General features: G+C 48.5%; 21 protein-coding genes and 1 pseudogene. 15 read left to right on the plus strand and 7 right to left on the minus strand.

The window, feature by feature from the left end:
• Window positions 1-67 precede the first annotated feature (67 nt).
• On the minus strand, window positions 68-1216 hold the full coding sequence (locus BGX12_RS05805; RefSeq protein WP_109735139.1) for a sigma-54-dependent Fis family transcriptional regulator: 1149 nt from the start codon (window positions 1214-1216) through the stop codon (window positions 68-70).
• A gap of 308 nt (window positions 1217-1524) precedes the next feature.
• On the opposite strand from BGX12_RS05805, the gene BGX12_RS05810 reads away from it, so the two are divergent.
• Window positions 1525-3651, plus strand: coding sequence for a glutamine synthetase III (locus BGX12_RS05810; RefSeq protein ID WP_109735140.1), 2127 nt, complete (start codon window positions 1525-1527; stop codon window positions 3649-3651).
• A 269-nt stretch (window positions 3652-3920) separates the two neighbouring features.
• Here the strand turns inward: BGX12_RS05810 and BGX12_RS05815 are convergent, their stop codons facing one another.
• Together BGX12_RS05815 and BGX12_RS05820 are read right to left on the minus strand one after the other, a co-directional pair.
• Window positions 3921-4763 carry a hypothetical protein gene (locus tag BGX12_RS05815; RefSeq protein ID WP_109735141.1) on the minus strand — a complete coding sequence of 281 codons (843 nt, stop codon included), beginning with the start codon at window positions 4761-4763 and terminating at the stop codon, window positions 3921-3923.
• Between the two features lie 13 nt (window positions 4764-4776).
• Complete coding sequence (locus BGX12_RS05820; RefSeq protein ID WP_233246278.1) at window positions 4777-6003, minus strand: aminotransferase class V-fold PLP-dependent enzyme; 1227 nt, start codon at window positions 6001-6003, stop codon at window positions 4777-4779.
• A 100-nt stretch (window positions 6004-6103) separates the two neighbouring features.
• Here BGX12_RS05820 and BGX12_RS05825 point away from each other — a divergent pair, with 100 nt between their 5' ends.
• Window positions 6104-7531, plus strand: coding sequence for an FISUMP domain-containing protein (locus tag BGX12_RS05825; RefSeq protein ID WP_109735166.1), 1428 nt, complete (start codon window positions 6104-6106; stop codon window positions 7529-7531).
• Window positions 7532-7543: 12 nt separating this feature from the next.
• A complete protein-coding gene (gene epmA, locus BGX12_RS05830; protein WP_109735142.1) occupies window positions 7544-8509 on the plus strand; it encodes an EF-P lysine aminoacylase EpmA in 966 nt (321 codons plus the stop codon).
• A 92-nt stretch (window positions 8510-8601) separates the two neighbouring features.
• Here epmA and BGX12_RS05835 read toward each other — a convergent pair whose 3' ends face one another.
• Window positions 8602-9057, minus strand: coding sequence for a TlpA disulfide reductase family protein (locus BGX12_RS05835; protein WP_158278178.1), 456 nt, complete (start codon window positions 9055-9057; stop codon window positions 8602-8604).
• A 113-nt stretch (window positions 9058-9170) separates the two neighbouring features.
• Between BGX12_RS05835 and BGX12_RS05840 the strand changes: the two genes are divergently transcribed.
• From BGX12_RS05840 to BGX12_RS05875, 8 genes and pseudogenes are all read left to right on the plus strand, one after another.
• Window positions 9171-10238 (plus strand): type IV pilus twitching motility protein PilT, encoded by a 1068-nt coding sequence (locus BGX12_RS05840; protein ID WP_109735144.1) that lies wholly within the window; start codon window positions 9171-9173, stop codon window positions 10236-10238.
• Window positions 10239-10247: 9 nt separating this feature from the next.
• Complete coding sequence (locus tag BGX12_RS05845) at window positions 10248-11450, plus strand: type II secretion system F family protein (protein WP_109735145.1); 1203 nt, start codon at window positions 10248-10250, stop codon at window positions 11448-11450.
• Between the two features lie 175 nt (window positions 11451-11625).
• Window positions 11626-12798 (plus strand): family 16 glycosylhydrolase, encoded by a 1173-nt coding sequence (locus BGX12_RS05850; RefSeq protein WP_109735146.1) that lies wholly within the window; start codon window positions 11626-11628, stop codon window positions 12796-12798.
• Between the two features lie 72 nt (window positions 12799-12870).
• The gene (locus BGX12_RS05855; protein WP_146196266.1) at window positions 12871-14217 is read left to right on the plus strand and encodes a hypothetical protein; all 1347 of its coding nucleotides are present in this window, start codon (window positions 12871-12873) and stop codon (window positions 14215-14217) included.
• Window positions 14218-14280: 63 nt separating this feature from the next.
• Window positions 14281-16914, plus strand: coding sequence for an alanine--tRNA ligase (gene alaS / locus BGX12_RS05860; RefSeq protein ID WP_370245470.1), 2634 nt, complete (start codon window positions 14281-14283; stop codon window positions 16912-16914).
• A 44-nt stretch (window positions 16915-16958) separates the two neighbouring features.
• Window positions 16959-17150 carry a hypothetical protein gene (locus BGX12_RS05865; RefSeq protein ID WP_146196267.1) on the plus strand — a complete coding sequence of 64 codons (192 nt, stop codon included), beginning with the start codon at window positions 16959-16961 and terminating at the stop codon, window positions 17148-17150.
• Window positions 17151-17155: 5 nt separating this feature from the next.
• Window positions 17156-17329: pseudogene (locus BGX12_RS15925) on the plus strand (nucleotidyltransferase family protein); the annotation flags it as partial.
• A gap of 61 nt (window positions 17330-17390) precedes the next feature.
• Window positions 17391-18077, plus strand: a complete 687-nt coding sequence (locus BGX12_RS05875) for a nucleotidyltransferase family protein (protein WP_109735151.1) — start codon at window positions 17391-17393, stop codon at window positions 18075-18077.
• Here the strand turns inward: BGX12_RS05875 and BGX12_RS05880 are convergent.
• Complete coding sequence (locus BGX12_RS05880; RefSeq protein ID WP_233246279.1) at window positions 18025-18987, minus strand: GSCFA domain-containing protein; 963 nt, start codon at window positions 18985-18987, stop codon at window positions 18025-18027. The genes BGX12_RS05875 and BGX12_RS05880 overlap by 53 nt on opposite strands.
• A 72-nt stretch (window positions 18988-19059) precedes the next feature.
• Here BGX12_RS05880 and BGX12_RS05885 point away from each other — a divergent pair, with 72 nt between their 5' ends.
• A complete protein-coding gene (locus BGX12_RS05885) occupies window positions 19060-19815 on the plus strand; it encodes a geranylgeranylglyceryl/heptaprenylglyceryl phosphate synthase (RefSeq protein ID WP_109735152.1) in 756 nt (251 codons plus the stop codon).
• Here the strand turns inward: BGX12_RS05885 and BGX12_RS05890 are convergent.
• A complete protein-coding gene (locus BGX12_RS05890) occupies window positions 19812-20951 on the minus strand; it encodes a CotH kinase family protein (RefSeq protein WP_109735153.1) in 1140 nt (379 codons plus the stop codon). The two genes, BGX12_RS05885 and BGX12_RS05890, sit on opposite strands and share 4 nt — an antisense overlap.
• Before the next feature lie 225 nt (window positions 20952-21176).
• On the opposite strand from BGX12_RS05890, the gene BGX12_RS05895 reads away from it, so the two are divergent.
• Window positions 21177-22004: a hypothetical protein gene (locus BGX12_RS05895; protein WP_146196269.1), complete on the plus strand. Its 828-nt coding sequence runs from the start codon at window positions 21177-21179 to the stop codon at window positions 22002-22004.
• A 28-nt stretch (window positions 22005-22032) separates the two neighbouring features.
• On the opposite strand, the gene BGX12_RS05900 is transcribed toward BGX12_RS05895, so the two are convergent.
• Window positions 22033-22926: a LysR family transcriptional regulator gene (locus BGX12_RS05900; RefSeq protein WP_109735168.1), complete on the minus strand. Its 894-nt coding sequence runs from the start codon at window positions 22924-22926 to the stop codon at window positions 22033-22035.
• 229 nt (window positions 22927-23155) lie between these two features.
• Between BGX12_RS05900 and BGX12_RS05905 the strand changes: the two genes are divergently transcribed.
• Window positions 23156-23686 carry an FISUMP domain-containing protein gene (locus BGX12_RS05905; RefSeq protein ID WP_109735155.1) on the plus strand — a complete coding sequence of 177 codons (531 nt, stop codon included), beginning with the start codon at window positions 23156-23158 and terminating at the stop codon, window positions 23684-23686.
• A gap of 32 nt (window positions 23687-23718) precedes the next feature.
• Complete coding sequence (locus BGX12_RS05910; RefSeq protein ID WP_233246280.1) at window positions 23719-25398, plus strand: putative transporter; 1680 nt, start codon at window positions 23719-23721, stop codon at window positions 25396-25398.
• Window positions 25399-25527: the final 129 nt, after the last annotated feature.

A 25527-nucleotide genomic window follows, 5' to 3' on the forward strand; every position in this document is an offset into this window, starting at 1 on the left:
CAGGGGTAAAAGGAAAAAGGACTCGACATTTTGTCGAGTCCTTTTTTTGTTTCTAGGAGAGATATTCTTAGCTTTTGATGATTTCGATGCCTAGACGGTTCACCTTGTAGTGCATCACACGGGGGCTTAAATCCAGGTCGCGACCGGCAGCGCTCATGTTGCCTTTGTGGCGGCGCAGGGCTTCACTGATGATTTCCCTTTCGTAACTGTCGATAAGAGTAGAAAGCGGGGCGGTGCCTTCGGGCAGAAGCGCTGTTCCGGAAGTGACGTCCGTCTGTAGGGTGGGTGGCAAGTCGTAGGCGTTAATGGCCACATCCGTCGTTACTAGGCAAGCGTGTTCAATACAGTTTTCCAGCTCGCGAACGTTACCGGGCCAGTGGTAGCTCAATAGCATGTCAATGGCGGGGGAACTTAGTCGGGCGATGTTTTTCCCGTATTTCAGGTTCATCTTTGCGATGAAATAATCTGCAAGCAACAGAATGTCCGTCTTTCTCTGGAATAAGTCTGTCAAATGAATCTGGAACACGTTTAGACGGTAATAAAGATCCTCGCGGAAAAGTCCCTGCTGCATCATGGCTTCGAGATTCTTCGCGGAACTGGCAATCAGTCGTACGTCGGCATTCTGTACGATGTTGCTGCCCTGACGGCTGAATTTCCCGTCCTGAATGAATTGCAATAATTTAATCTGGGCGTTGGTGCTGAGGCTTGCGACTTCGTCTAGAAATAAGGTGCCTCCAAGGGCCTGTTCCGCCTTTCCTAATCGACGGCTGGTGGCGCCTGTAAATGCACCGCGTTCGTATCCGAACATCTCGCTTTCGAAGGAGTTGGCGTTACTGGTGTCACTGAGAGTGCTGCAGTTCAGCATGATGAACGGTCTTTCTCGCCTGTCCGAAAGCTGATGGATGCTTCGGGCGACGTATTCCTTGCCGGTGCCTGCGTTGCCGCGGACAAGAACTAAAGCGATGGAAGGTGCGATGTGACGGACCTGATCGCGTACGGCTCGCATTTCGCTGGTGTTTCCGATGAGTTCGCCGGGTTTTCCCTTCACTAGGTCTCGAATCTTGTCGCATTCATCCTGGTGGGCGGCGTTTGCAGATTCGAATTTTTCGGAAAGTATGGTCTGGATTTTGCTCAACTGTTCGTCGCGTTTGCGTACCGAGCGCAAAGTCTCGGCAATTTCAACAAAAGCGGAATTTTCAAGCGCGGTAAAATCCATAAAAATTAAGCTGCGTCAGGGCTGTTTTAAAGGAGTACTCGCCCCGACGCAGCATGTTCTAGGAGAGAAATGTGACTCAAATATAGCAAATAATTTTGATTTTGTTTTACTTTTTTGTAAAAAAAGTATAAAACTTTACAAAAATGTAAAGAAATGAGTCGAAAAAACGGCCGTTTTTTAGTGACTAGGCTCATTTTTGTTCCTACTTTTGCCCATACATCGGTTTTGCGACGTGTAACGTCCCCTTGCATAGGTATCATTCAGAGCGAAACGTAGCGGAGTCGAAGGATCTAAAAAAGAGGTTTGTAATGAATTCCTACAGAAAGAACACCATTGCCGAAATCGCCAAGGCTGCAACCCTCCCGGTGAAGCCTGCTGAAACCGTCAATGTGGATTACTACGGTGAAGACGTTTTTAACGCTAACGCCATGAAGGTTTACCTGCCCAAGGATATCTGCAAGAAGCTGCTTGCAACCATCGAGCAGGGCGCTCCCCTGGATCCGAACATCGCTGGCGAAGTGGCTCATGCCATGAAGAAGTGGGCCATGGATCGCGGTGCCACTCATTTCACCCACTGGTTCCAGCCCCTGACTGGCTCCACCGCCGAAAAGCATGATTCCTTTTTGGAACCGGATGGTCTTGGCGGTTGTGAAGCCATTATGGTGTTCAGCGGCAAGAACCTGATCGTAGGTGAACCGGACGCATCCTCTTTCCCCAGCGGCGGTATCCGTTCCACTTTCGAAGCCCGCGGCTATACCGCTTGGGATCCTACTTCTCCTGCATTTATCAAGCGTCACGGCAATGGTGCTACCCTTTGCATTCCTACGGCATTCTGCTCTTACACTGGCGAAGCTCTGGACAAGAAGACTCCGCTTCTCCGCTCCCTGCAGGCTCTTTCCAAGTCAACCGAGCGCTTGATGGCTTGCTTCAAGGCTGGCAAGAAGAAGACTACCGTTACTCTGGGTGCTGAACAGGAATACTTCCTCATCGACAAGCGTTTCTACCTGCAACGCCCGGATCTGTACCAGGCTGGTCGCACCCTCTTTGGTGCTGTTCCGGCAAAGCATCAGCAGATGGATGACCACTACTTCGGTTCCATTCCTGCTCGTATTTTGAACTTCATGAATGAAGTGGAAATGGAACTGTGGAAGCTTGGCATTCCCGCCAAGACCCGCCACAACGAAGTGGCTCCCGCTCAGTTTGAACTTGCCCCTATGTTCGAAGAAGTGAACTTGGCTTGCGACCACAACATGATGGTCATGGAAGTGCTTCGCAATGTGGCCGACAAGAATGGCCTGGTTTGCCTTCTTCACGAAAAGCCTTTCGCTGGCGTGAATGGTTCTGGTAAGCATAACAACTGGAGTGTATCCTATGGTTCTGGCAATCTGTTGAACCCGGGCAGCAACCCCCATGAAAATGCTGTGTTCCTCACCACCCTTTGCGCTGTAATCTATGCGGTGGATACTCACGCGGACTTGCTTAGAATGACTACCGCTGGCGCAGGCAATGATCATCGACTGGGTGCTAACGAAGCTCCTCCGGCCATCGTGTCCATGTATCTGGGCGATCAGCTCATGGACGTGATTGAACAGCTGGAACAGGGTGCTCCCAAGTCCAGCAAGCAGGCCGGCGCCATGAAGCTTGGTTCTGACAGCTTGCCGCCGCTGCCTCGCGATGCTACAGACCGCAACCGCACCAGTACATTCGCTTTCACCGGCAACAAGTTTGAATTCCGTGCACCGGGCTCCAGCCAGTCCTGCTCTGAACCTAACGTTGTTCTGAATACTATCGTGGCTGAAGCTTTCGACATGATTGCAGAACAGTTGGAAAAGTTGGATGACAAGAATTTCCATTCCGGTCTCCAGAAGATTCTTCAGAAGATCGTGAAGGAACACAAGCGCGTAATCTTCAACGGCAACGGCTATACCGACGAATGGATCGCTGAAGCGGAACGTCGCGGCCTTCCCAACATCCGTACTTCCCTGGAAGCACTGAAGGCTCTCAAGAATGAAACCAACATTGCCCTCTTCGAAAAGTACGGCGTTATGAATCGCGTGGAAATGGAATCCCGTTACGAAGTGAACGTGGAAGACTACCACAAGCGCGTTCGCATCGAAGGTGAAATCTGCCGCGACATGGCCAAGAACATTATCTTGCCCAAGGCGGTGGAAGCTTACTCCTGCGCCCTCAAGACTAACGAAATGGCTCTGAACCAGGGTTTCCCTGGTGTAGATGTTTACGTAAAGTCCCTGGGTGAAGGCTGCCGCGACTTGACTGCAGCCATCTCCAAAATGGAAGCCGCCCTCGAAGCCCAGCACGAAAACATCCTCTCTGCCATGGCAGAAACCCGCAAGGTGGTGGACGCCTTGGAAAAGGTTGTTCCCGACGAAAAGTGGCCTCTGCCTAAGTATAGGGAAATGATGTTTATCTATTGATAAACGTCGTGTAATTGTCATGCCGGCCCCCGAGCCGGCATCGCCTTTAACAAATAATCCTCGACACTTTCAAGTGCCGAGGATTTTTTAATTGATAACTAAGGCGAGTGAAGCGACCATGCTTGCATGGGCATTTCCGAGCCGATTATCAACAATAACAAAGTTATTAATTGATAACTAAACCGAGCGTCGCAAAAACAAATTCCATTTGTTTTTATGACCGAGGTGCCTATCAAGAATAACGAAGTTATTAATTGTTTTACCGAATGTTACTCTATGCTAGAGTCGTAGCCTTCCTTCTCCACGGGTATCACGTGGATGGAGTAGGAGATTTTGTTGCCGTGACCACGATTACTCTGAAAATGGGAGTCCACTTCGATTTTTTCGCCATTGGAAAGTGTGGCCACGCCGTGATAGACATCTCCGTCGTTGCCTGAGACTTTTACGCTTTGGCAAGAAAGTCCCTGGTCGGCAATACCATCGCTAATGACATTTTGGGCTTCCTTTTCAATCCACCAGTAGCGTCCAGTTAGGGGGCCCGGAATGGCGATTGCTGCAACCCAGAGTGCAATCACTCCGGCGGAGATAAGTCCCTTTGTAGACGCAGGCAAATAGGATCCCTTGTTCATCTTGTTAAGGCAAACCAGTACGTAGAAGCCAGCGCCCAACCCAACCAGAAGGGAGACGTAGCAGGGCCAGGTCTTGAGGAACATGAAGTAAACGAAGGCGTAGCCGGAAATGATATAGGAGCAAATGCCGAGGGCAATAAGGCAGGCGAGGCAAATCAAAAGTGTCTTGGCAGGGGTCTTCTTGAAATTTTCGCAGAATTCCCGAGCTTCTAAAAATTCACGGGTCTTGACTTCTGTGAGAAGTCCCTCGCCTTTGCAAACTTTGCAGGAGGTTCCGTTGGCGTCGACCTTGGTTCCGTTGCAGCAAATGCAGTCTAGCTTTTTGATTTGACCGGAGCCACAGCAGTAGGGGCAACGTCCGTTTTTCTGGCCTTTGCCGGTACCTTTGCAATGCTTACAAATTTCTGAATTTTTTACGGGAAAAAGGATCGCTCTTCCCATGGATTTAATGAAAATCTGGACAGATTCGTTTTGCTCTGACATGGATATTCCTGGTCTAAGCGAACAGCCTTACGACCCGCTTGATGCCTGCGATAAAGCGGTCAACATCGCGCTTCAAGGTGTATGCGCCGAAGGAGAGACGTAAGGTGGCGTCTACGCCGAACCTGTCCATGACAGGTTGAGCGCAGTGGTGGCCGCTGCGCACAGCGACGTTTTCTTCGTCAAGAATCATGGCGGCGTCGCTGACGGCGATTCCGTCCAGCGTTACGCTAATCAATGCGCCGCGTTCCTTGGGGTTTCCAAGAACCTTGATCTGAGGGACTGTAGCCAGCTGTTCCAGGGTGTACTTTACGATTTCTTCTTCGTATGCGCGGATGTTGTCCAGGCCCTTTTCCTGCAGCCATTCCACTGCCTTGCCCAAACCCAGAACTTCGGCAATTGCCGGAGTGCCTGCTTCAAAACGTTCGGGAACGTCGGCGTAGGTAGTCTTTTCGAAGGTGACGTTCTTGATCATTTCGCCACCGCCGTGCCAAGGAGGCATGGAATCCAGCACGTCATACTTGCCGTAAAGAACGCCAACACCGGTAGGACCGTAAATCTTGTGACCGCTAAATGCCAAGAAGTCGCAATCCAGCTTTTGCACGTCAATCTTGATGTGGGAAGCGCTTTGGGCTCCGTCGATTAAAATCTTTGCCTGGGGTGCGCGGCTCCTGACCACGGAAATAATTTCTTCGATGGGATTCACTGTGCCTACGGCGTTGCTCACGTGGGTGACCGCCACCATCTTCACTTTTTCGGTGAGCAGTTCCGGCAGTTTCGAAAGATCTAAATCGCCGCTGTCCAAAACGGGAATGACCTTGATTTTTGCGCCTTTCATTTCGGCGACGATTTGCCAGCTTACGATATTGGCGTGATGTTCCAAGCCGCTAATGAGAATCTCGTCACCGGCATTGAAGAACTTGCGCCCATAGCTCCAGGCTACCAGATTGATGCTTTCGGTGGTTCCTCGGGTAAAGACGATTTCGCTTTCGGATTTTGCGTTGATGAACTTGGCCACGTTCTTTCGTGTAGCTTCGTAGGCTTCGGTGGTGCGAGCGCTCAGACGGTATACGCCGCGCTTTACGGAACTGTAATGTTCGCGGTAGAAGTCGTTCATGACGTCAATGACGCATGCGGGCTTCTGAGTGGTTGCGGTACTATCTAAAAAAGACAGGGGCTTGGCGTCTTGATCGCCTGCCACCAGCATAGGAAATTCGCTACGGATCTTTTCTGCATCAATCATAGCTGTAAAAATAGAAATTGAAAAATGTTAAGAATTGTTTCAATGCCTGAATGCAGCTGCTTTTGTATATTTGTGTCGCAAAAAATTGGAAGGTTTTGGTATGGACTATAACTATAAAAAGTTCTTTTCTATTGCTAGCGTTATTTTCTCGCTGGTTTCCGTTTCTTTCGCGCAGCAGGAACTCCACGATGCTGTGGATAATGGTGATGTGGCCACTGCTCAGAAAATTGTCAAGAAGGGGGCTGCCGAGGAAATCTACTGCGGCAAGCTGAATCCCAATGACGCCGTAAAGGTTTATGAAAAGATTTTCAAGGCCATGCCCAACGAATCTTTTGAAAATTGTCCCACCCAGTTTGCTTATGGTTACGGTGCCAAGGTCTGTGCCAATGCCAAGGCTATGGATGCCTGTTCTGAAGTGACGAAGTTGTTGCTGAAGGATGGGGAAGCTGGTAATGTGAACGCCATCGAAACTCTGGATGGTGTAATGAAGGCTATCATCAAAAATAAGGCCTTCGCAAAGCCTGTGAAGGAACAGGTGGATACTACTGCCTGGGTGGCTTGCCCCAAGAAGGGTAAGGATCGTGCTGCCTGCATTGAACAGTGCAAGGTTCAGTCTGATTCCTTGGCTGACGAAGCTCATAAGGCCCTCTGTGATTCCAAGCCGGAACAGTTCATTGAAACAACCATTACGGTTTCCAAGCCGTCTCCGCTGTTTGAAATGCTCCGTACGGAAATTGCTGTCGGTTACTGGAAGGCCCCCATGTCGGTGGCAGAAAAGTTCTCTAAGCTGACTCAGACTTACGCAAAGGCACTTTCCATTGCGGATACAGCTGTGGTAAATCTCGCTTACGTAGATCGCTGGGCTGAAACTTACAAGGCTGCAGGATCTGCACTTCCCGGTGGTCAGCTGTTCCGATTCTGCGCCTCCTGGCAGCCTCAGGTGGATTCCATGCTTGCCGCCAAGGAAATCGCAACTCGTTGCCCTGTATTCGAAACCTTCGTGGATCCTCGCGACCAGCAGAAATACAAGGTGAAGGAAATCAATGGCCTCAAGTGGTTTGTCCAGAACCTGAACTTCGCGGTGGAAGAAGGTTCCCTCTGCTATGATCGTGAAGAAGAAAACTGTAAGGCTTATGGCCGTCAGTACAATCACGCAACCGCTTTGACAGTATGCCCGGAAGGAACTCACCTGGCAACGGAAGACGAATGGTCTTCGCTGGAAGAATTGGCTGGAGGTGCAAGTTCTGCCGCTGAAAAACTTCGTAGTAATGGTTCCGATGACTTTGCCTTTACCGCTCTCTTTGGCGGTCACACCAATAAGAATGGTTTCTCTGTAACTGCTGGTGAAGGTGCTTACTTCTGGATGGAAGATGCTGCTGATGAAGGCCGCAGCTACGCCCGCTCCATGTTCGCGACGGATCGTGATGTTTCCCGTATTCCTGTGGATAACGGCTATTACATGTCTGTTCGCTGCGTCATGAACTGGACCGCAAACACTATGAGCGCTACTGAACAGCCTGCCGAATAATTTGAGAGACAAATGACTTCTGAATTCAAACCTACCTGCACTCGCGAAAATTGGATTAAACGTCAGACCTTGATGAATAAGGTCCGTCAGTTCTTTGTCAGTCGTGATGCCCTGGAAGTGGAAACTCCCACTCTGTCCAATGCAGGGGGAACGGATCCTCAATTGGATTACTTCCAGGTAGGTGTTGAGGGGGAACCCCCGCGATTCATGATGACTAGTCCCGAATTCCATATGAAGCGTTTGCTTGCTGCGGGTTTTGGCGATATCTTCCAGATTACCAAGTCTTTCCGTAAGGATGAATTCGGTAGTCATCATAACAATGAATTCAGCATGGTAGAGTGGTACCGTGTGGGTTGGCCTCAGGAAAAACTGATGGACGAAGTGGAAGGCCTCGTCAGTGAAATTCTGGGGAAGCCCATCCATGCACGTCGTACCCGCTGGGTGGATGCCTTCAGAAATTATGCAGGCGTGGATCCGTTCTGTGAAGACTTAAACTGCTTTGCGGACGCTTGCGCCAAGAGGAACATTCCTACTCCGGATGTATCCTCCATGTCCCAAGAAGACTGGTGGGATTACCTGATGGTCTTTATCATCGAGCCTACTCTGGCCAGTAACGGGCCGGAATTCATTCTGGATTACCCGCCCTCTCAGGCCGCCCTTGCCCAGACGTACAAGGATGCCGATGGTTTCACCTGGGCAAAGCGCTTTGAACTTTTTGTGGATCAGGTGGAACTTTGCAACGGCTATACAGAACTGACGGACGCCGCCGAACAGCGTCGTCGTTTTGCCGCAGACCTTGAAATTCGTAAGACGATGGGTAAACCGCTGCCGCCTATCGATGAACATTTCCTTGCAGGATTGGAATCCGGGATGCCTGCTTGTTCCGGTGTTGCCCTGGGTTTGGATCGTCTGTTTATGCTGGCTATGAATCAGCCCGAAATCGGGGATGTCATTCTTTTCCCCAGCCCGATAGCTTAAATAAGATGCAAAGGGAGGGGCTGTTCCCCTCCCTCTGAACTCCCTCCCCAGCTAATTACTCTCTGCGTTCGCAATTAGCGAAATGTTCGGGCTTATTTCAATAGCTTCAGAATTTCTTTTCGGACGTCGTTTTCTTCGAAGATGCCGGAGTGGATTTGCACAATGCTGTCCTGGTCGTTGACAAGGAAGGACACAGGGATGAATCCGGGATTTCCCAGTAGATTCATCAGGTCGTAGTTCCAATGAATTACTGTCCAAGGCAGCTTGTGCTTTTTCTTGAATTTGGCAGCGATTTTTGCGTTGTCATCCTCGCTGACCATCAGGATCTTTAGTCCCTTGTCGGAGAATTCGCTATGGAGATTTTTCAGCATGGGGATTTCCGCCATGCAGGCGGGGCACCAGCTGGCGCTAAGGACGATAAAGGTGGCCTTGCCCTTTTCTTCCTGGTAGGATGTTTTTCCGTTTGTAACGTCAATTGCGGAGAAATTGTCAATTTTTCGGGAAATTTCCTTAAATTGGCTATCAAGGTCCCTTTGCTTCAGGACCATGTAACCCAATACCAGCACGGGTATTGCAATTAGGAGTATTTTAACCGCTGAAGAACGCATTTCTATAGTGAATTTATGAAATTTTGATTTGGTTTTAAGTTATATTCTCTGCTATGGCATACAATATTCAAGATCTTCTCGCAGAAATGGTTAAGCGTGGCGCATCTGACTTGCATATTACTGCAGGCGCCCCTCCTCTTATTCGTCTTCACGGTAAGTTGACACCTATTGGTGAAAACAAGCTGAAACCGGATGAAACCATGCGATTGACCTATAGTTTGATGAACGAAGGTCAGAAGAAGTCCTTCGAACAGCAAAAGGAATGCGACTTTTCTTTCGGTATCGCAAACTTGGCTCGTTTCCGTGCGAATGCTTATCTGCAGCGCGGGTGTGTTGCGATTGCACTCCGTATTATTCCTCTGGATATTAAGACCTTCAAGGAATTGGGTCTTCCCAAGATCATGGCTGAATTCACCACCCGTCCTTCCGGCCTTGTGCTGGTGACTGGTGCTACTGGTTCCGGTAAGTCTACTACTTTGGCGGCTATGATCGATAAGATCAACAAGGAACGTCATGATCATATTCTGACGGTGGAAGATCCGATTGAATTTTTGCACAAGCATCAGAACTGCATGATTAACCAGCGTGAAGTAGGTAGCGATACCATGAGCTTTGCCAATGCGTTGAAGATGGCTCTTCGTCAGGACCCTGACGTGGTGCTTATCGGCGAAATGCGTGACTTGGAAACCATTCGTGCTGCACTTACTATTGCTGAAACGGGTCACTTGGCTTTTGCAACGTTGCATACCAACTCTTGTGTGCAGACCATCAACCGTATTGTGGATGCTTTCCCTAAGGGAGAACAGCAGACGGTCCGTACCCAGCTGTCCTTCGTACTTCAGGGTGTTATTTGTCAGACCCTGGTGCCTCGCATTGGTGGCGGTCGTGTCATGGCTTATGAAGTGATGAACGTGACCCCGGGTATCCGTGCCTTGATTCGAGATGATAAGGTCCATCAGATTGAATCCATGATTGAAATTGGCCAGAAGTTCGGCATGAACACCATGAACATGTGTCTGTGTGAACTGGTTAAGAACCGCAAGGTGGACCGTTTTGAAGCCCTTTCCCGTTCCCCCAGTCCTGATCAGCTGGAACAGCTGATGCAGAAGGAAGGGGTGTAGGAGTAGTCAATGGCAGAATTTCTCTATAAAGCAAGTAACGCTCAAGGAAATAAGTTTGACGGCGTTATCGAAGCGAAGGACAAGGCCGAAGCTGAAGCCTTGTTGATGCGTCGCCGCTTGATTATCGAAAGCTTGAAGAAAAAGCCTACGGAAATCAAGATTAAGTTCGGTAGTGGTATTAAGCCTGCCGACATTTCCAGGTTTACCCGTATGTTCTCTTCCATGAGTTCTGCTGGTCTTCCTATGCTGCAGTGCTTGAACATTCTGGAAAGCCAGTGTGAAAATCCCGATTTGAAGGAAGTGGTTCATAAGGTGACCATGTCTATCAACGGTGGTTCCTCTTTGGCAGATGCTCTTTCCCAGCACCCGAAGGTGTTTAATACCTTGTACACCAACATGGTGGCTGCTGGTGAAGCTGGTGGTATTTTGGATGGCATTCTTGCACGTCTGGCAGATACCCTTGAAAATGGCGAACGCTTGAAGCGAAAGGTGAAGAAAGCTCTGACTTACCCGGTGATGTTGATCATCGTGGGTGTGTTGGTGGTGATCGCTTTGATGACCTTCGTGGTGCCGACCTTCGCAGAACAGTTCGCTGCTCTTGATGCTGAACTTCCTGCTCCGACTCAGATCGTGATGAACATTTCTGACTTCTTGCGCGATAATGGTGCCGTGCTCTTCATTATGGTGGTGATTATTGGTGTCGCGTTCAAGATGGCTTTGAAGGTTCCATCCTTCAAGTTTGCTTGGGACGGGCTTATGCTGAAAGTTCCGAAATTAGGTGACCTTCAGGTAAAGTCTGCTACTGCAAGCTTTGCCCGTACTTTGGGCACGCTTTTGAATGCCGGTGTGTCTGTGATGGACTCTCTGAAGGTGGTGGCGTCAACGGTTTCAAACAAAGTCATTGAAAAGGCTATTGGAAAAATTTCCATTGGTATTGCAGGTGGTAAATCCATTGCGGAACCTATGGAAGAATGCCACTTGTTCCCGCCCATGGTGATTCAGATGACCGGTGTGGGCGAAAAGACTGGTAACTTGGGCGGTATGCTCCTGAAATTGGCTGACTTCTATGATGAAGAAGTGGATGCGGCTGTGGATGGGGTTGTGGGCATGATGGAACCCTTGATCATCGTTTTCCTCGGTGGTGCTGTGGGTGGCTTGCTCATCGCTATGTACATGCCGATGTTCTCCATGTCTGATAATGTTAAGGGGTAAACTCCTTAGTTTACGGAATGAAGATTTGTTGCAAAAGACCGCGGAATATCGCGGTCTTTTGCGTTTTATCACAGGTTGAATACATTCGATACAGTATGAATCTAAATGATTGCCGCTTGTTTTGCGAGAGGTCTTTTTTTAGGGTATATTATGGTCATAAAACAAGAGGTTCAATATGAAGTCTAAAATCCTTCTCCCGATCATTACTGCTGCTCTTTCTATGAGCATGTTCGCCGCTTGCTCTGATGATAGCAGCTCTCCCTCCAATCCGACTGTCAATCCTGACAATCCGGTTGTAGACCCGAGTAATCCGGAAATTGATCCCAATACTCCCGTTGTTGACCCGAACAATCCGGTTGTCGATCCGAATGCTCCTGTGGTGGACCCGAACACCCCGGTCGTGGATCCTAATACTCCCGTTGTTGACCCGAATACTCCGGTTGTCAATCCAAACACTCCGACTGTAGAACTTGATCCGGATGCTCCAAAGGATGCAAATGGCAAGATTACCAGCAAGATCTTTGACGATTCTGGATTGGCTAAGCTTCCTAACAACGATACCGTTCATGTGGATAACAAGTCCGATTACAACTACTATGGTGCGGAACTTTCTGGTAAGGATCAGTTCACTTATGGTCGTTTCGAAGCTCGCATGAAGATGGCTTCCATTTCCGGTTCCGTCAGCTCCATGTTCCTGTATTACGATAATTCCTATATGTTGGAAGATGAACCCTGGAATGAAATCGATATTGAAGTTCTGGGAAGAAATCCTGGCCAGTGGCAGTCCAATATCATTACCCGCTATCCGAATGAAGAAGGACAGAAGGCTCACAAGAATATCACTTCCGAATATATCCACCAGTTTGGGGATAACTCCACTGAGAATTTCCACCTGTTTGGTATGATCTGGACTCCGGAATACATCGCCTGGGAAATTGACTCTGTGGAAATTCGTCGCGACTATTATGGTCAGACCCGCACTGAAAAGAATGGCCCTGAACAGGATCAGGTGGCTTTCATGACCATGGAACAGTCCTTGCGCTTTAACTTGTGGTCTTCTGCAAGCACTGGCTGGGTGGGTAAATTTACCGGTGGCGAACTGGCTGATGGTCCTGTGGAACAGCTCATTGACTATGTCCGCGTTTACGATTATGACCCTGCCACCAAGGGCTTTGTGCTGAACTGGCAGGATGATTTCGATGGTGACGCCTTGGATAAGGCTCGCTGGAAGACTGGTAACTGGAAAATGGAAAATGTCATGCTGTCCCCCAACAATGTGGTGGTTGCTGATGGCTACTGCAAGCTTTTGCTGAGCCGCGTGCTTAAGACGGAAGATACCGCCAAGTAGAGTCTCCTAACAGACAACCGAAAAAGCTCTGGAGTAATCCAGGGCTTTTTTGTATATTGTTTAGGGGTTGATATGAAACGAGTTCTTTTCTTTATCTGTATGATGGCTGTGGCTTGCCTTGCTGCCGGCAAAAGAGTCCAGTCTAGGATGGGCGATATTTGGCTGTATAAGGATAAAACTGAAAAAGAAACTTCGTGCCAATTGGCCTTTGGGGAAGAGGCATCCATTGTAGAGATTGGCAAAGATCAAGTTCTCATTAAGTCTAGAGATCGTGATTGCCAGGGCTGGACGCGAAAAAATCAATTGGAATACGTTCCCCAGAAAAAGTCCTCTATTATTTTGGATGAAATCCCACTATGTTGCCTTGGCCCCTGTTCTTTTCCTAGTGAAGAAGAAGTGCGTGCGTCTCGTTTTCAATTTGCGGAGCAGGTGGCGGATTTTTACAAGGATTCCACTTTCATTGCTGTAGTGGACTCTAGCGAGGTTTTTAAAAAGAAAGTTGAATCTTTTAGGGATTCCCTCTATCGCTTTTATGTGACTCATCCAGAAGACTCTGTGGAACATAGGAGTTTTGTGGAGAGTCTTATACCCTTCCCCCATCCAAGAAATATGGAGATTGCCCGTATGGAATGGGATGATGTTTTGGAAGGAATTCTTGATGATGAAAATGCCAGGTATGGTTATGTGATTGGTATGGGAGATGTTTTGTTTGACTCCCTTTATCAAGCGAATTATGAACAAATTCATAATTCATTAGACAGTCTTTCCCCAGAAAACAGGCGCTTGATTCAACTGGTGTTGATTCGTTACGAAATGATTTTGTTGAGAGACGAAAAGGAACGCCGTGAATTGACGGAAAGGGCGCGGCCACTTGCGGATTCTGTCGCTCGCGAAAATAAGAACGTGAATTCCTGGCACTTGGCTGGAATTCCGGAGCGGTTGGGTCGTGTGGCCTATGTAAAAAAGTATTCCTTCTATTTTGCACATGGATTTTTCAATACCCATTTGTTTAGCGATAAGCGTTCCCTTGAAGGAGGGCTTTTGGGCTGGGAGTTTTACCTTGGTGGCACGACCCGCATAGGGGATTTCGCTCTTTATGATGGCTTGGCCGCTGGCTTTAAAAAAGATGGTTCTGGAACATTCATTCTTGATGCTGGACTCATGTATAGGCCCAATCTTCCCTTTGGCCATTTGTGGTCTATCCAACCGGAATTCGGTGGGGGAGGTATTTTTATTTCAGATGATATAGTGCCTTATTATTTTGGTGGCATCCGCTATGAACGGGCGAAAAAATCTGGAGGAACTGAAGAAGGGCCTGCGGGGTATCTCAATGGTTGGAACGTGGGTGTTTCCGCCAAGATGATTGGAACTGATTTGGTAGGCGTAAAACTGGATCTTCGCTGGACGATTCGCGGATAAAACTTGTTGTTTTTTTTCTAAATTTATCCCCGAAAAATTTAAAAGGGATAAACCATGGCAACTATGACTTCTGCGCAAGTGCGCGAATCCTTTATCAAGTTCTTTGAATCCAAGGAACACTTGTTCGTCCGCAGCTCCCCGGTGGTTCCTCACGACGACCCCACCTTGATGTTCACCAACGCTGGTATGAACCAGTTCAAGGCAATCTTCCTGGGTGACAATCCCAAGGGCTGGAAGCGAGCTTGCAACAGCCAGAAGTGCCTCCGCGTTTCCGGTAAGCATAACGACCTGGACGTTGTGGGTCGCGACAACTACCACCACACTTTCTTCGAAATGCTGGGCAACTGGTCTTTCGGCGACTACTACAAGAAGGAAGCTATCGCTTGGGCATGGGAACTCTTGACCGAAGTCTGGAAACTCCCCAAGGAACGTCTCTTTGCAACTGTTTACGAAGACGATGACGAAGCATGGCAGATCTGGAAGGACGTTTCCGGTCTTCCCGATGACCGCATCATGCGTTTTGACGCTCACTCCAACTTCTGGGAAATGGGCGATACCGGTCCTTGCGGCCCCTGCTCTGAAATCCACTACGACCGCGGCGACCTTGCTACCCAGATGGAAACCTTCAAGGACCCGATCCTGGGCGTGAACGGCGAAAACGACCGTTACATCGAAATCTGGAACAATGTGTTCATGCAGTATGAACGCATCAGCGACGGTTCCCTCATTCCGCTGAAGGCCAAGAACGTTGATACCGGTATGGGTTTCGAACGTATCTGTGCCATCCTTCAGGGCAAGCGCAGCAACTACGACACCGACGTGTTCACCCCGATTATTTCCAAGGTGGCTGAACTTTCTGGTGTTCCTTACACCGACGACGAAAACGGTACTCCCCACCGCGTGATCGCAGACCACATCCGCGCCGTTTCTTTCGCTATTGCCGATGGCGCTCTTCCCTCCAACGAAGGCCGTGGCTACGTGCTCCGCCGCATTCTCCGCCGTGCAAGCCGCTTTGCCCGTCTCCTCGGTCAGAAGGAAGCCTTCATCTACAAGCTGGTTCAGGTTTTGGCCGATACCATGGGCGAAGCCTTCCCGGAAATTCGTGAACGTCAGGCTTTCGTTACCGAAGTTATCAAGAGCGAAGAAGACCGCTTCATCAAGACTCTGGACGCAGGTCTCGAACGTTTCGAATCTATCGTTGCTGAAATGGGCGACTCCAAGGTCGTGCCCGGCGACAAGGTCTTCGTTCTCTATGATACCTACGGATTCCCGCCGGACCTCACTGGCATCCTCGCCGAAGAAAAGGGCCTCACCATCGATGAAGCCGGTTTCGAAAAGTGCATGGAAGAACAGAAGGAACGTGCCCGCGCCAACATGAAGCAGGGCATCAACACCATGGGTACCGAAGGCTGGACCCAGTACTCCGAAGCTTCCACCAAGTTCGTGGGCTACGATCTGTCTGCTTGCGAAGCCAAGGTGGTCCGCTATCGTGAAGACAAGGGTGTTCTCTCCATCGTTCTGGAAACCTCTCCGTTCTACGCAGAAATGGGTGGCCAGGTTGGCGATAAGGGTACTCTCGTTTCCAAGGATCTTGAAATTTCTGTGTTCGACACCGTGAAGGTGAACGACACCGCTATCTGCCGCGGTAAGGTGGTGAAGGGTGTTGCCAACGAAGAAACCATGGGCGCTGTGTTCATGGCTACCGTCGACAACGAACGCCGTATGGATATCCGCCGCAACCACTCTGCAACTCACTTGATGCAGGCTGCTCTCCGTTCTGTGCTTGGCTCTCATGTCCAGCAGCAGGGTAGCTTGGTGACTCCGGATTCTCTCCGTTTCGACTTTACTCACTTCAATGCCATGACCGCCGAAGAAATCCAGAAGGTGGAAGACATGGTGAACGCCAAGGTGATGGAATGCCTGCCGGTACATACCGACGTCATGGGCGTGGACGAAGCTAAGGCTTCTGGCGCCATGGCTCTCTTCGGCGAAAAGTACGGCGAAGAAGTCCGCGTGGTCAAGATGGGTGCTTCCGGCGAGGAATTCTCCAAGGAACTTTGCGGTGGCTTGCATGTTTCCAATTCCGGTAACATCGGCATGGTAAAGATCATCAGCGAATCCAGCGTTTCTGCCGGTGTCCGCCGTATCGAAGCTGTCACTGGCCGCGGTGCTATGAACATGCTCCGCTCCGGCGCTCAGATTGTGAACTCCCTCCGCGATCGCCTCCGCTGCAAGGATGTTGAAGTTCTGGATCGTATCCAGCAGTCCTTCGAAAAGACCCAGGCTCTTGAAAAGAGCCTCCAGGCAGTGAAACTTGAACTTGCAACCCTCGCCGCTGCAGACTTGCTGAAGGACGCTACCGACGTTAAGGGTGTCAAACTCTTCGTTCGCGAGCTGGCTATCGCTGACGACAAGTACAAGGAACTCCTGGACGGCGTTCAGAACAAGCTGGACGTTGACTCTGTGGCTGTGATTGCTAACAAGGGTGAAGGCAACGGTAGTGTTGCTGTCATCGTGGGCAAGAACGTCCAGGGCAAGGGCGTCAAGGCTGGCGACATGGTGAAGGACCTGGCCGCTATTTGCGGTGGTAAGGGCGGTGGACGTCCGGACCGTGCTCAGGCCGGTACCCGCGAACCTGCTAAGATTTCTGCAGCTCTCGCTGAAGCAGAAAAGTGGGTCTCCGCTAAGCTGGGCTAATGGATTGCTCTAGCAAACGCAACAGCTTGTTTAAATTACTTCGATTGGCCTTGGACGAAAATCCGTCCAAGGCTTTTCTTGATGGATTTCCGATGTTGACTGCCGAGGAATGGCAGGATGTCTATGAACAGGCGGGCAAGCAGACTCTTCTTGGCGTTGCGTATTCGGGTGTTGGGAAACTCCCCTTGAACTTTTATTTCAATGGAGCTGTGAAGCGGAAACCCTTCAAGGCTTGAATGAATTGATGAACAAGGAATCTGTTCGGCTGACGAAATTGTTTGAATCATGCGGCCGTCGTTCAGTGATTTTAAAAGGGCAGGCCAATGCTCGATTGTATCCCGATCCTTTTTCCCGCCAACCAGGGGATATAGATATCTGGGTCAGCGGAGGGAAACCAGACGTATTGCAACTGCTTGATGATTTGAAGCTACAGATGGATGTTTCTCCTTCGGCTTATCATGCGCAACTGAAAAAGAATGAAAAATGGAATAACGGTAGAAGTTCATTTCTGTCCGTCATCAGGAAATTTCAATCCTGTAACGACAAAACGGATGATGAAATTTCTGGAGTCGGAACTGGAAAACAGCATCCTTGCGGAGGAGGGATTCTATGTTCCTTCCAATAAATTCGCGTTGGTAATGCAACTGTCACATATCCAGCGACATTTTGTCGTTGAAGGTGTTGGATTAAGACAATTGATGGATTACCATGTGTTGCTGACTCTTTCTACGGAAAAAGAAAGAAGAGAAGTAGCTGCCGTTCTGGATGCGTTTGGTTTGAAACCGATGGCGGGTGCGGTCATGTGGCTACTGCATAAAACATTAGGCTTGTCTGAAAATAATTTCCTTTGTGAACCAGATGCAGGACGGGGGAGGAAGCTTCTTGCAGAAACGATGCACACTGGAAATTTTGGGGGACATGGTGATGGCCTTCAAAAAAAATGGCTTTTCTGGTGGATGGAACGGCGTGCTAGAAATTTGAAGAACATGTTCTTCAATCCGGCAGAAATCTTTTTTGCTGAAATTTGTTACTGGATAAAGATGGTCAAGAAAACGCCCGTAAGAATCAGACTGCGTAAAATTTCCCTTAGGGGAGAAAAGTGGTGGTTGTCTAGGCGAATTGTCCGAAGTATTTTTTCTCTTCGTTTAAATCCAACCCGCTAATTATTGTTTCCAAATTTTCGGCTTTTGCTATTTGCTGTTGGACAAATTCTTTTGTTCGTAAGGATTTGGCGTCTTCTATATGATGCCCTACGGTCTTCATGAATTTTTCGACCCTCTTCATGTTCGTCATCGTGGATTCCGTGCAATACACATTACACATCCTTTCAAAGATATAGTCTTCGGCAACATTGGATAGATGGGTCATGTCCTCTGCGTAGAAACGATAGTCGCGAAGTTCGTCCATGACGATTTCGTAACTGGGAAAATAACTGACTGCGAGGCTGTTCTTGTCTGCGGTGGCTCCAGAAAATTCACTACAGATTTTTTCTACGGCCAAATGCAACGTCGCCTTGGAAAGATTATTTCCGTGGGCACCGTCATTCAAGTGACGCAACGGCGAAACTGTAAAGACGACCTTTGCGTCCTTGTTTATTTTATGTATGGCCTTAATGGTGTTTCTAATTGCGCTTGCTGCTTCGTCTACAGAAATCAGCTTGCGGTCAAAAAGTTCTGCGGGTTCCTTATGGCAATTTGCAACAGCCTTGCCGGTTTCTTTTAAGAAATAGACAAATGCGGTGCCTAGCGTGATAAATATGGCGTCGGCCTTGGCGATAAAGTCCCGGGTTGTTTTTAATACGAGACTGAACTCCTCGCGGGAAAATTCCCCTTGATAATCCCAGCGGCACCAGGATTCGCCGTCACCCTCCGCAATTTTCCGGAAAAGATTTTCTATGGATAGGGGGTTGTACAAAACCCCAAATGGATTTGTCAAAATATGGAGTTTCCGTTCTGCAAAGCGTTTTGAAATATTGCCGGCAAAACAGGAGCCTATGAAAACAATGTTAGAAGTGTAATCGATTCTAAAATCGGCCCGAGGAATGTCTATTTTCGTGAAAAGTTCCATATTCATAGACAAACATAATAGAATCTTTGGAGTAAAAGAGCTATATTGAACTTGTATCTTTAGCTTTTAAGGCGTATTATGAAAATCGGAAAGACTGAAGCTCGTCTGAATGCGGCAATTGAAAAGCGCGGTGCGTTGTTCGCTGTGCTCCTGGATCCGGATACTTCTGACGAAGCCGCCTTCGTGAAGTCTGCTGTGATGGCTGCCGAGAACGGTGCTGACCTGCTTTTGGTGGGGGGCTCCTATCTTGGAAACTTTACCTTGCCTAAGCAGGTGGCAGCCCTGAAGGCTAATGTGGACCTTCCGGTTGTTCTTTTCCCGGGTGGCGCATCCCAGGTGGTTCCCGGTTTTGACGCCATGCTGTTCATGACCTTGGTCAGCGGTCGCAATCCTAACTACCTGATTGATGAACAGGTTCGTGGTGGCGCCCTGGTCCGCGCCTTGAACATGGAAGCTATTCCCACGGCTTACCAGTTGATTAACAGCGGCAAGCGTACCACGGTGGAATACATCAGCGGTACCATGCCGGTTCCTGCAAACAAGCCCAAGCTCAGCATGGTGAATTCCATTGCTGCAGAACTGATGGGGATGCGTTACGTTTACCTGGAGGCAGGTAGCGGCGCCGAAGAGCCCGTTCCTGTGGAACACATTGCCTACACCCGCAAGGCTACTGAAATGACCATCATTACAGGTGGTGGCATTAAGGATCCGCAGACAGCCGCGGTTCGTGTTGCTGCCGGTGCAAATATTATTGTGACTGGCACCCTCTGGGAAAAGGTTCAGGACCCGAAGCTTCTTGCTGAATTCTCCGCAGCGATTCACACTAAGGGCTAAATGTTGTTTTCGATCCACTGGTAGCGTTTAAGCATCCAGTCTTTCATGTCCTCTACGGCTTCTTCATAAGAGCCGTAGGGCTTTTTTAATGCCCAGTTTTCTGTGTTCTTGATGATGGGCCAACGTTTGTACTCGTTGTCGATTGCGGCGCGTATTTCGCTTACATAAAGAGGGATACTGTCGATGAGTGCGCGGAACTTTTCTCGGTGTTCCTTCCAATAACGAGCGGATTGTCTTTGTACGTCGTAGTCCCTGAAGACGTACCGATGCCAGTGACCTTTGCGAATGTACCAACCATCGGCTTCTCGATTTTCTGGATAGGATTGATTGCCGAATCCTAAGTCCAAATCCCAAATGGGCCCGAAGCGGATGGGTTGGTCTTCCTGCCAGGTCATGAAAATACTACGTGAAAAATTTCCATCCTCGTTTTTGGAATATTCCTGAAGCCAATATTGCAAAAGGTAAGATTCCAAGTCAATCCATCTGTCGATTTTATCCTGATTGTTGGATGCCCCGGTAGATAGATAGTATTCGAAGTAGTCGAGTTTTTTCTTGAGCAGATTGGCTGTTTCCTCGGTCAATTCTTTAGGGCTCTTGATATGGAAACTGCGGCTCTGTTCAGTGGTGATATAGGGGGTGTCCAGTTTTTTGGAGTCTTCCTTTTCGAAGAGGAAGGAGTGGCTGTTCTTTGGAATGTCCACACGGTTCTTGCCGACTTTCACTGTTTCCGTAAACTGGTAGACCCCCATATATTTGCGGTTCAGGTATAGTTCTACAAACTGGTCTTTTGGCGTGTAGTTTGCGCCTAGCCATTCCGATAACCTGAAAATCATGTGGTTACGGATTAATGTCTTGTCTCCGTAATTTGCGATAAGAGCCCAGTCCCGATTCTTGGGCATGCCGAACATGGATTGTTTATCGTTAAATTCCAATTTGAGACCATACTTGGGCATTTTTGCACTGGAGTTTCCGCGACCGCGCACGGTTAGGTTTAAAACGTTCCCCGATGGTCCGTCCTTGCCGTAGATTTGCAACTTGGCCTGATGTTCCGTAGTTACGTCGCGGATCTGGGCGTAATCCTTGGTTTCGATGATGACGCGGGGCAGGCCTGCGTAAGGATATTCTGAATCGTCCAATACGAGATATTCGTTGCCGTTGGCGTCTAATAAGGCGGAATCCGTTTCGTCCCAAAAACATCCTGATAGGAATGTGGCTGCTAGCAGCCCTAGGCCTGCGGCTATAGTAAACCGCAGGCATTTTCTGCCAGTGTTTTTTTGAACGGACCTTTGTAACCTCTTCACGTTGTGTAAAATAAATAATTTATACGCATTGGGCCTACCGCTAATTATATTTAACAGGACATGGAAAAAATCTTACGCAATATTCTAATGCTGCTTTGCGCTTGCTGCCTATGGATAGGCGATGCCCTTGCCGTAGAATCGTTGCGTCCAGTCTCTGCTCCTCGCTCCTGGCTGGAATACACGTTCTCTGCGGAACTGGATGAGGACGTGTATAGCGGACTTTTGTCTCTGCAGGGGGAATACGCCTTTTGCACTCGGTTTAGTGTCTATCTGGATGGTTCTTACCGCTTGCTCAGCTACAGTTATGAGTACGCTATGGATGGCTACATTCATAATTATGCAAATCTCCATGTAAGTGGTCTTGATGAAACTTATGTGGGGTTTAAGTCTTTGATTTATGGTCCCTTTGGTTTGGACGTGAATTGGCGTCTTCCTCCAAGGGATGGTTCCCGTAAGAATCGTTTTCAGAGAATGAATTTGGAACCTTATGGCATGTTCTCCATCACGAAGCGTCTAGATGTTGGTGCTTCTATCCGGTATAATGCCTTTCTGGAAGATCGAAACTATAAGCCCGGAGATGAACTGGGTGTGAAGGCAGGCGTCGTATGGCGGCCTTTCGATGTGCAGGGGGAGCCGCCCCTGTGGACATTTGCGGGGACAGCTCTGTTCCAGACCCGGCTTGAAGAATCCGAAAACCGCAATATGAAGAAAGCCTATCGCAAGATGGATGACATTTATCAAGGACTCAAGATGAAGTTTTCCGCCATGCGGTATTTTGATTTTATGAAAGTTCCCTTTGGGGTTGGGCTGAATTACGAAATCCATCAGGGAACGCTATTCGGCTTTGAAACGGGACACTGTATAGGAATTACGTTGCGAGCCAATTAAAAAGACCTGCTTTGCAGGCCATTTTACGTTAAACGTTCTTTTTTCTCCAGCGTTTTTTTGCGTCGTAATTCAGCATGAAGTTGTAGAATTCATCGGTGTTCGTGCTGTTCTGCTTGTTTCGGCGATAGGAAATCACGATGTCTCGTTTGAATTCCGTGTCGGTAATTTCCAGAAGTTTGACCTTCTTGTGATCCATCTTTCCCCAGGATACTTCGGGCCAGAAGCAGACTCCGATGCCGCCGGCAACGGCTTCCTTGATGGCTGCGGAGTTGTCGCTTTCGAAGGTGGTCTCGGATTTGAATCCGATTTTTTCGCAAAGTTCGTTACAGATCTTACGGTATTGTTTGGATCCGTAAAGACGGATGAATTTTTCATCTCCAAGATCAAAAAGGGAAATGGATGTCATCTTCTTGTACTTTGCTGTATTGGGAACTGCAAGGAAAATCTTTTCGGAACGAACAAATAATTCGTCACTCTTAAAGCTGTCAAGTTCGGGCTTGTAGGAGCTAAAGGTTCTTACGCAGAAATCGAAAAGGTCCGTTTCCTCGTTCTGGATCATGTCGATATTGATGTGAGGATGGCTTTGCTTGTATTCGATTACAACGTTTGTGAAAAGAGCCGATGCAGCAAGGACGTTCAGCTTGATGTTGTTGTTCTGCTGTTTTGCTACTTCCTGCAGTCTTTTGGGCAACGCCATCATTTCGTTATAGATGGGCTGCAATTGTTCGTAGAAGAATTTTCCGCTTTCGGTGAGTTTGATGTTCCTGCCTGAGGTCTTGAATAATGGAACCTCCAGTTCGTCTTCTAACTTGTGTATGGCCTGAGTGAGAGCGGGCTGTACAATGCAAAGGTTCTTGGCGCTTTGCGTTACGTGCTCGTTCTTTGCGACTTCCAAAAAATATTTGAGCTGCGTAAGTTCCATAATTACAAATATAGGCAAATGTGATGAAATCACAAGGTTTGATAATGATACTTTAAATCTATTTAATGATAAAAATAAATGATTAGTTGCAAAAAATGTAATCATTTTTTCTTATTGATTTGATTAGAAGAAAATATTAGTCAAAAATGATGAATCCATCTACATTTAGCAACGAATAAAAAAGAGCTCTAAAAATTATCACTAAAAACAATCTTAAGGAGATTGATTTATGAAGCTCAGAACTATTGCTGCCTTGGTACTTGCTGCCTCCACCATGTTTACTTTCACCGCATGTGATAAGGCAAATGCTTGTTCTTATAACGAAACTGCAAATACCTTGTCTTGCCAGGAAAAAATTTATAAGACGGTAAAGACCGGCGACAAGGTTTGGATGGCCGAAAACTTGGCCCGCTTTGATTCTGATTCCAGCTTCTGCTACGGCAGTAACCACGATAACTGTGAAAAGTATGGCCGTCTCTATCCCTATGAATCTGCCAATACCATTTGCCCCGAAGGCTGGACTCTTCCGTCCAAGGCTGATTTCGAAGCTGTTGACATGAAGGCTCTCAATGTCCTGAAGGCCGGATATCGCTATGCAAGTAATGGCAAGTTCGCTGACGAAGGCGTAAGCGCCAGCTTCTGGACTTCCGACTCCTTTGACGATGCCCGCGGTACCATGGTTCGTGTTGGTGACAGCACTGTGACTTATGAACACTTCAGCAAGAGCATTGCTTACTCTGTACGCTGCATCAAGAAATAGTTAAACCTAATAACCTTCACCTTTAACCACTAATGATCACTATGCAATGGTTCTTAGATCTCTTTACTAAATCCTCCGTAGCGCAGCAAGTGGTGGCTTTGTCCATCACGGCGGCCCTCGGCTTGATGGTTGGAAAAATCAAGGTGAAGGGCATTAGCCTCGGCGGTGCCGGCGCCTTGTTCGTCGGCATTCTTCTAGGACATTTAGGCCTTCGTCTAGAACCTAGCGTACTCCATTTTATGCAGGAATTCGGCCTTATCCTGTTTGTGTATACCATCGGTATGCAGGTGGGGCCTGGCTTTATAGATTCCATTCGTCGAAACGGCCTTGTGTTGAACATCCTGGCGGTGAGTATTGTGCTGATGGGCGTGATTGTTACTCTCTGTCTCTATTTCTTTACGGATATGCATAACAACGTACCCGTGCTCATTGGGATGCTTTGTGGCGCTGTCACAAATACGCCTTCCCTTGGTGCCGCAAATTCAGCCTTTGTCGCGGCCGGGGCAGACACGTCCCTTACGGGTATCGGGTACGCTGTTGCATATCCGTTTGGCGTTATCGGTATCATCCTGGTAATGATTCTTGTTCGCGTGTTCTTTAGGCAGGACCCTCAGAAGGCTGCCGAAGATTATGCAGCCGAAATCGCTTCCACCCGCAAGGAAATTGTATCCGTAAGTCTCCTGGTGGAAAACAAGAATCTGTTTGGTATCCAGCTTAAGGAAATTCCTGACCTGGTTTCTAGCGGTGTGGTGATTACTCGTCTTCTTCGCGATGGGAACATTGTTACTCCCGATGGAAAGACCGTGATTCTGGAAGGCGACAAGGTCCATATCGTGGGAATGCCGGAAGCGGTTTCCACTATGGAAAAAGTCATCGGTTCCCGTTTGTCTACGCCCATCACCAAGACTGATAGCAAGCTTGCAACCAAGTCTGTTCTGGTGACCAATAAGAAAATGCTGGGCAAGTCCATTGGCGCTCTCGCTTTCCCTGAACGTTATGGTGTGACCGTAAGCCGTGTGGTCCGTGGTGAATTCAAGTTTACTGGACGTCTGGACCTGCGTCTGAAATTTGCCGATAAGCTCCTGGTGGTTGGTCCTGCAGAAGGTATTGAAGCGGTTGCAAAAGAATTGGGTGATTCCCTGAAGGCTCTGGATCATCCTGAAATCATTCCCGCTTTTTTGGGAATCTTCCTGGGTATTATCGTCGGCTCGATCCCGCTGGCAATTCCTGGAATGCCCACCCCCCTAAAGCTTGGCCTTGCCGGTGGTCCCCTGGTGGTTTCCATCATCCTTTCCCGCAAGCGTAAGATTGGTCCGCTGAACTTCTTTATGGCTGCAAGTGCCAACCTGATGCTTCGTGAACTTGGAATTACACTGTTCCTCACTTGCGTGGGGCTCAATGCTGGTATCAAGTTCATCGATGTCCTCTTGAATGGCGATGGCTTCTACTACATGGGCCTTGCCGCCCTCATTACCTTCATTCCTCTTATGGTTGCAGGCATTGTGGGTAAGCTGGTGTTCAAGGTCAATTACCTGAGCCTCTGCGGTGCTATCGCCGGCTCTATGACGGACCCTCCGGCCCTTGCTTTTGCTAACGGACTTTCCAATAGCGAAGCGGTCAATGTAGGCTATGCTTCTGTCTATCCGTTGACGATGCTGCTCCGAATTTTGAGTGGTCAGGTTTTGGCCATACTTCTTTATACGGCTCTTTAAACGAATTCTCCGTGATTACATCCTGTCATTAACGAAAAGTGACCCACCGGCGAAGCCGGTGGTTCTTCATATACGGGCGTAGCCCTACAATACTAGCCGCGTGCAAGGGCACGCACGTCGATCTGCCAC

Origin of the sequence: Fibrobacter sp. UWR4 (genome assembly GCF_003149045.1) — a bacterium.
In the GTDB taxonomy this organism is placed as follows: Bacteria; Fibrobacterota; Fibrobacteria; order Fibrobacterales; family Fibrobacteraceae; genus Fibrobacter.

What these genes read in the sequence shown, in the direction of transcription:
- BGX12_RS05805 (WP_109735139.1), bottom strand. Translation starts at nt 1,216, where the DNA reads ATGGATTTTACCGCGCTTGAAAATTCCGCTTTTGTTGAAATTGCCGAG.
- BGX12_RS05810 (WP_109735140.1), top strand. Translation starts at nt 1,525, where the DNA reads ATGAATTCCTACAGAAAGAACACCATTGCCGAAATCGCCAAGGCTGCA.
- BGX12_RS05815 (WP_109735141.1), bottom strand. Translation starts at nt 4,763, where the DNA reads ATGTCAGAGCAAAACGAATCTGTCCAGATTTTCATTAAATCCATGGGA.
- BGX12_RS05820 (WP_233246278.1), bottom strand. Translation starts at nt 6,003, where the DNA reads ATGATTGATGCAGAAAAGATCCGTAGCGAATTTCCTATGCTGGTGGCA.
- BGX12_RS05825 (WP_109735166.1), top strand. Translation starts at nt 6,104, where the DNA reads ATGGACTATAACTATAAAAAGTTCTTTTCTATTGCTAGCGTTATTTTC.
- epmA (WP_109735142.1), top strand. Translation starts at nt 7,544, where the DNA reads ATGACTTCTGAATTCAAACCTACCTGCACTCGCGAAAATTGGATTAAA.
- BGX12_RS05835 (WP_158278178.1), bottom strand. Translation starts at nt 9,057, where the DNA reads ATGGTCCTGAAGCAAAGGGACCTTGATAGCCAATTTAAGGAAATTTCC.
- BGX12_RS05840 (WP_109735144.1), top strand. Translation starts at nt 9,171, where the DNA reads ATGGCATACAATATTCAAGATCTTCTCGCAGAAATGGTTAAGCGTGGC.
- BGX12_RS05845 (WP_109735145.1), top strand. Translation starts at nt 10,248, where the DNA reads ATGGCAGAATTTCTCTATAAAGCAAGTAACGCTCAAGGAAATAAGTTT.
- BGX12_RS05850 (WP_109735146.1), top strand. Translation starts at nt 11,626, where the DNA reads ATGAAGTCTAAAATCCTTCTCCCGATCATTACTGCTGCTCTTTCTATG.
- BGX12_RS05855 (WP_146196266.1), top strand. Translation starts at nt 12,871, where the DNA reads ATGAAACGAGTTCTTTTCTTTATCTGTATGATGGCTGTGGCTTGCCTT.
- alaS (WP_370245470.1), top strand. Translation starts at nt 14,281, where the DNA reads ATGACTTCTGCGCAAGTGCGCGAATCCTTTATCAAGTTCTTTGAATCC.
- BGX12_RS05875 (WP_109735151.1), top strand. Translation starts at nt 17,391, where the DNA reads ATGAAAAATGGAATAACGGTAGAAGTTCATTTCTGTCCGTCATCAGGA.
- BGX12_RS05880 (WP_233246279.1), bottom strand. Translation starts at nt 18,987, where the DNA reads ATGAATATGGAACTTTTCACGAAAATAGACATTCCTCGGGCCGATTTT.
- BGX12_RS05885 (WP_109735152.1), top strand. Translation starts at nt 19,060, where the DNA reads ATGAAAATCGGAAAGACTGAAGCTCGTCTGAATGCGGCAATTGAAAAG.
- BGX12_RS05895 (WP_146196269.1), top strand. Translation starts at nt 21,177, where the DNA reads ATGGAAAAAATCTTACGCAATATTCTAATGCTGCTTTGCGCTTGCTGC.
- BGX12_RS05900 (WP_109735168.1), bottom strand. Translation starts at nt 22,926, where the DNA reads ATGGAACTTACGCAGCTCAAATATTTTTTGGAAGTCGCAAAGAACGAG.
- BGX12_RS05905 (WP_109735155.1), top strand. Translation starts at nt 23,156, where the DNA reads ATGAAGCTCAGAACTATTGCTGCCTTGGTACTTGCTGCCTCCACCATG.
- BGX12_RS05910 (WP_233246280.1), top strand. Translation starts at nt 23,719, where the DNA reads ATGATCACTATGCAATGGTTCTTAGATCTCTTTACTAAATCCTCCGTA.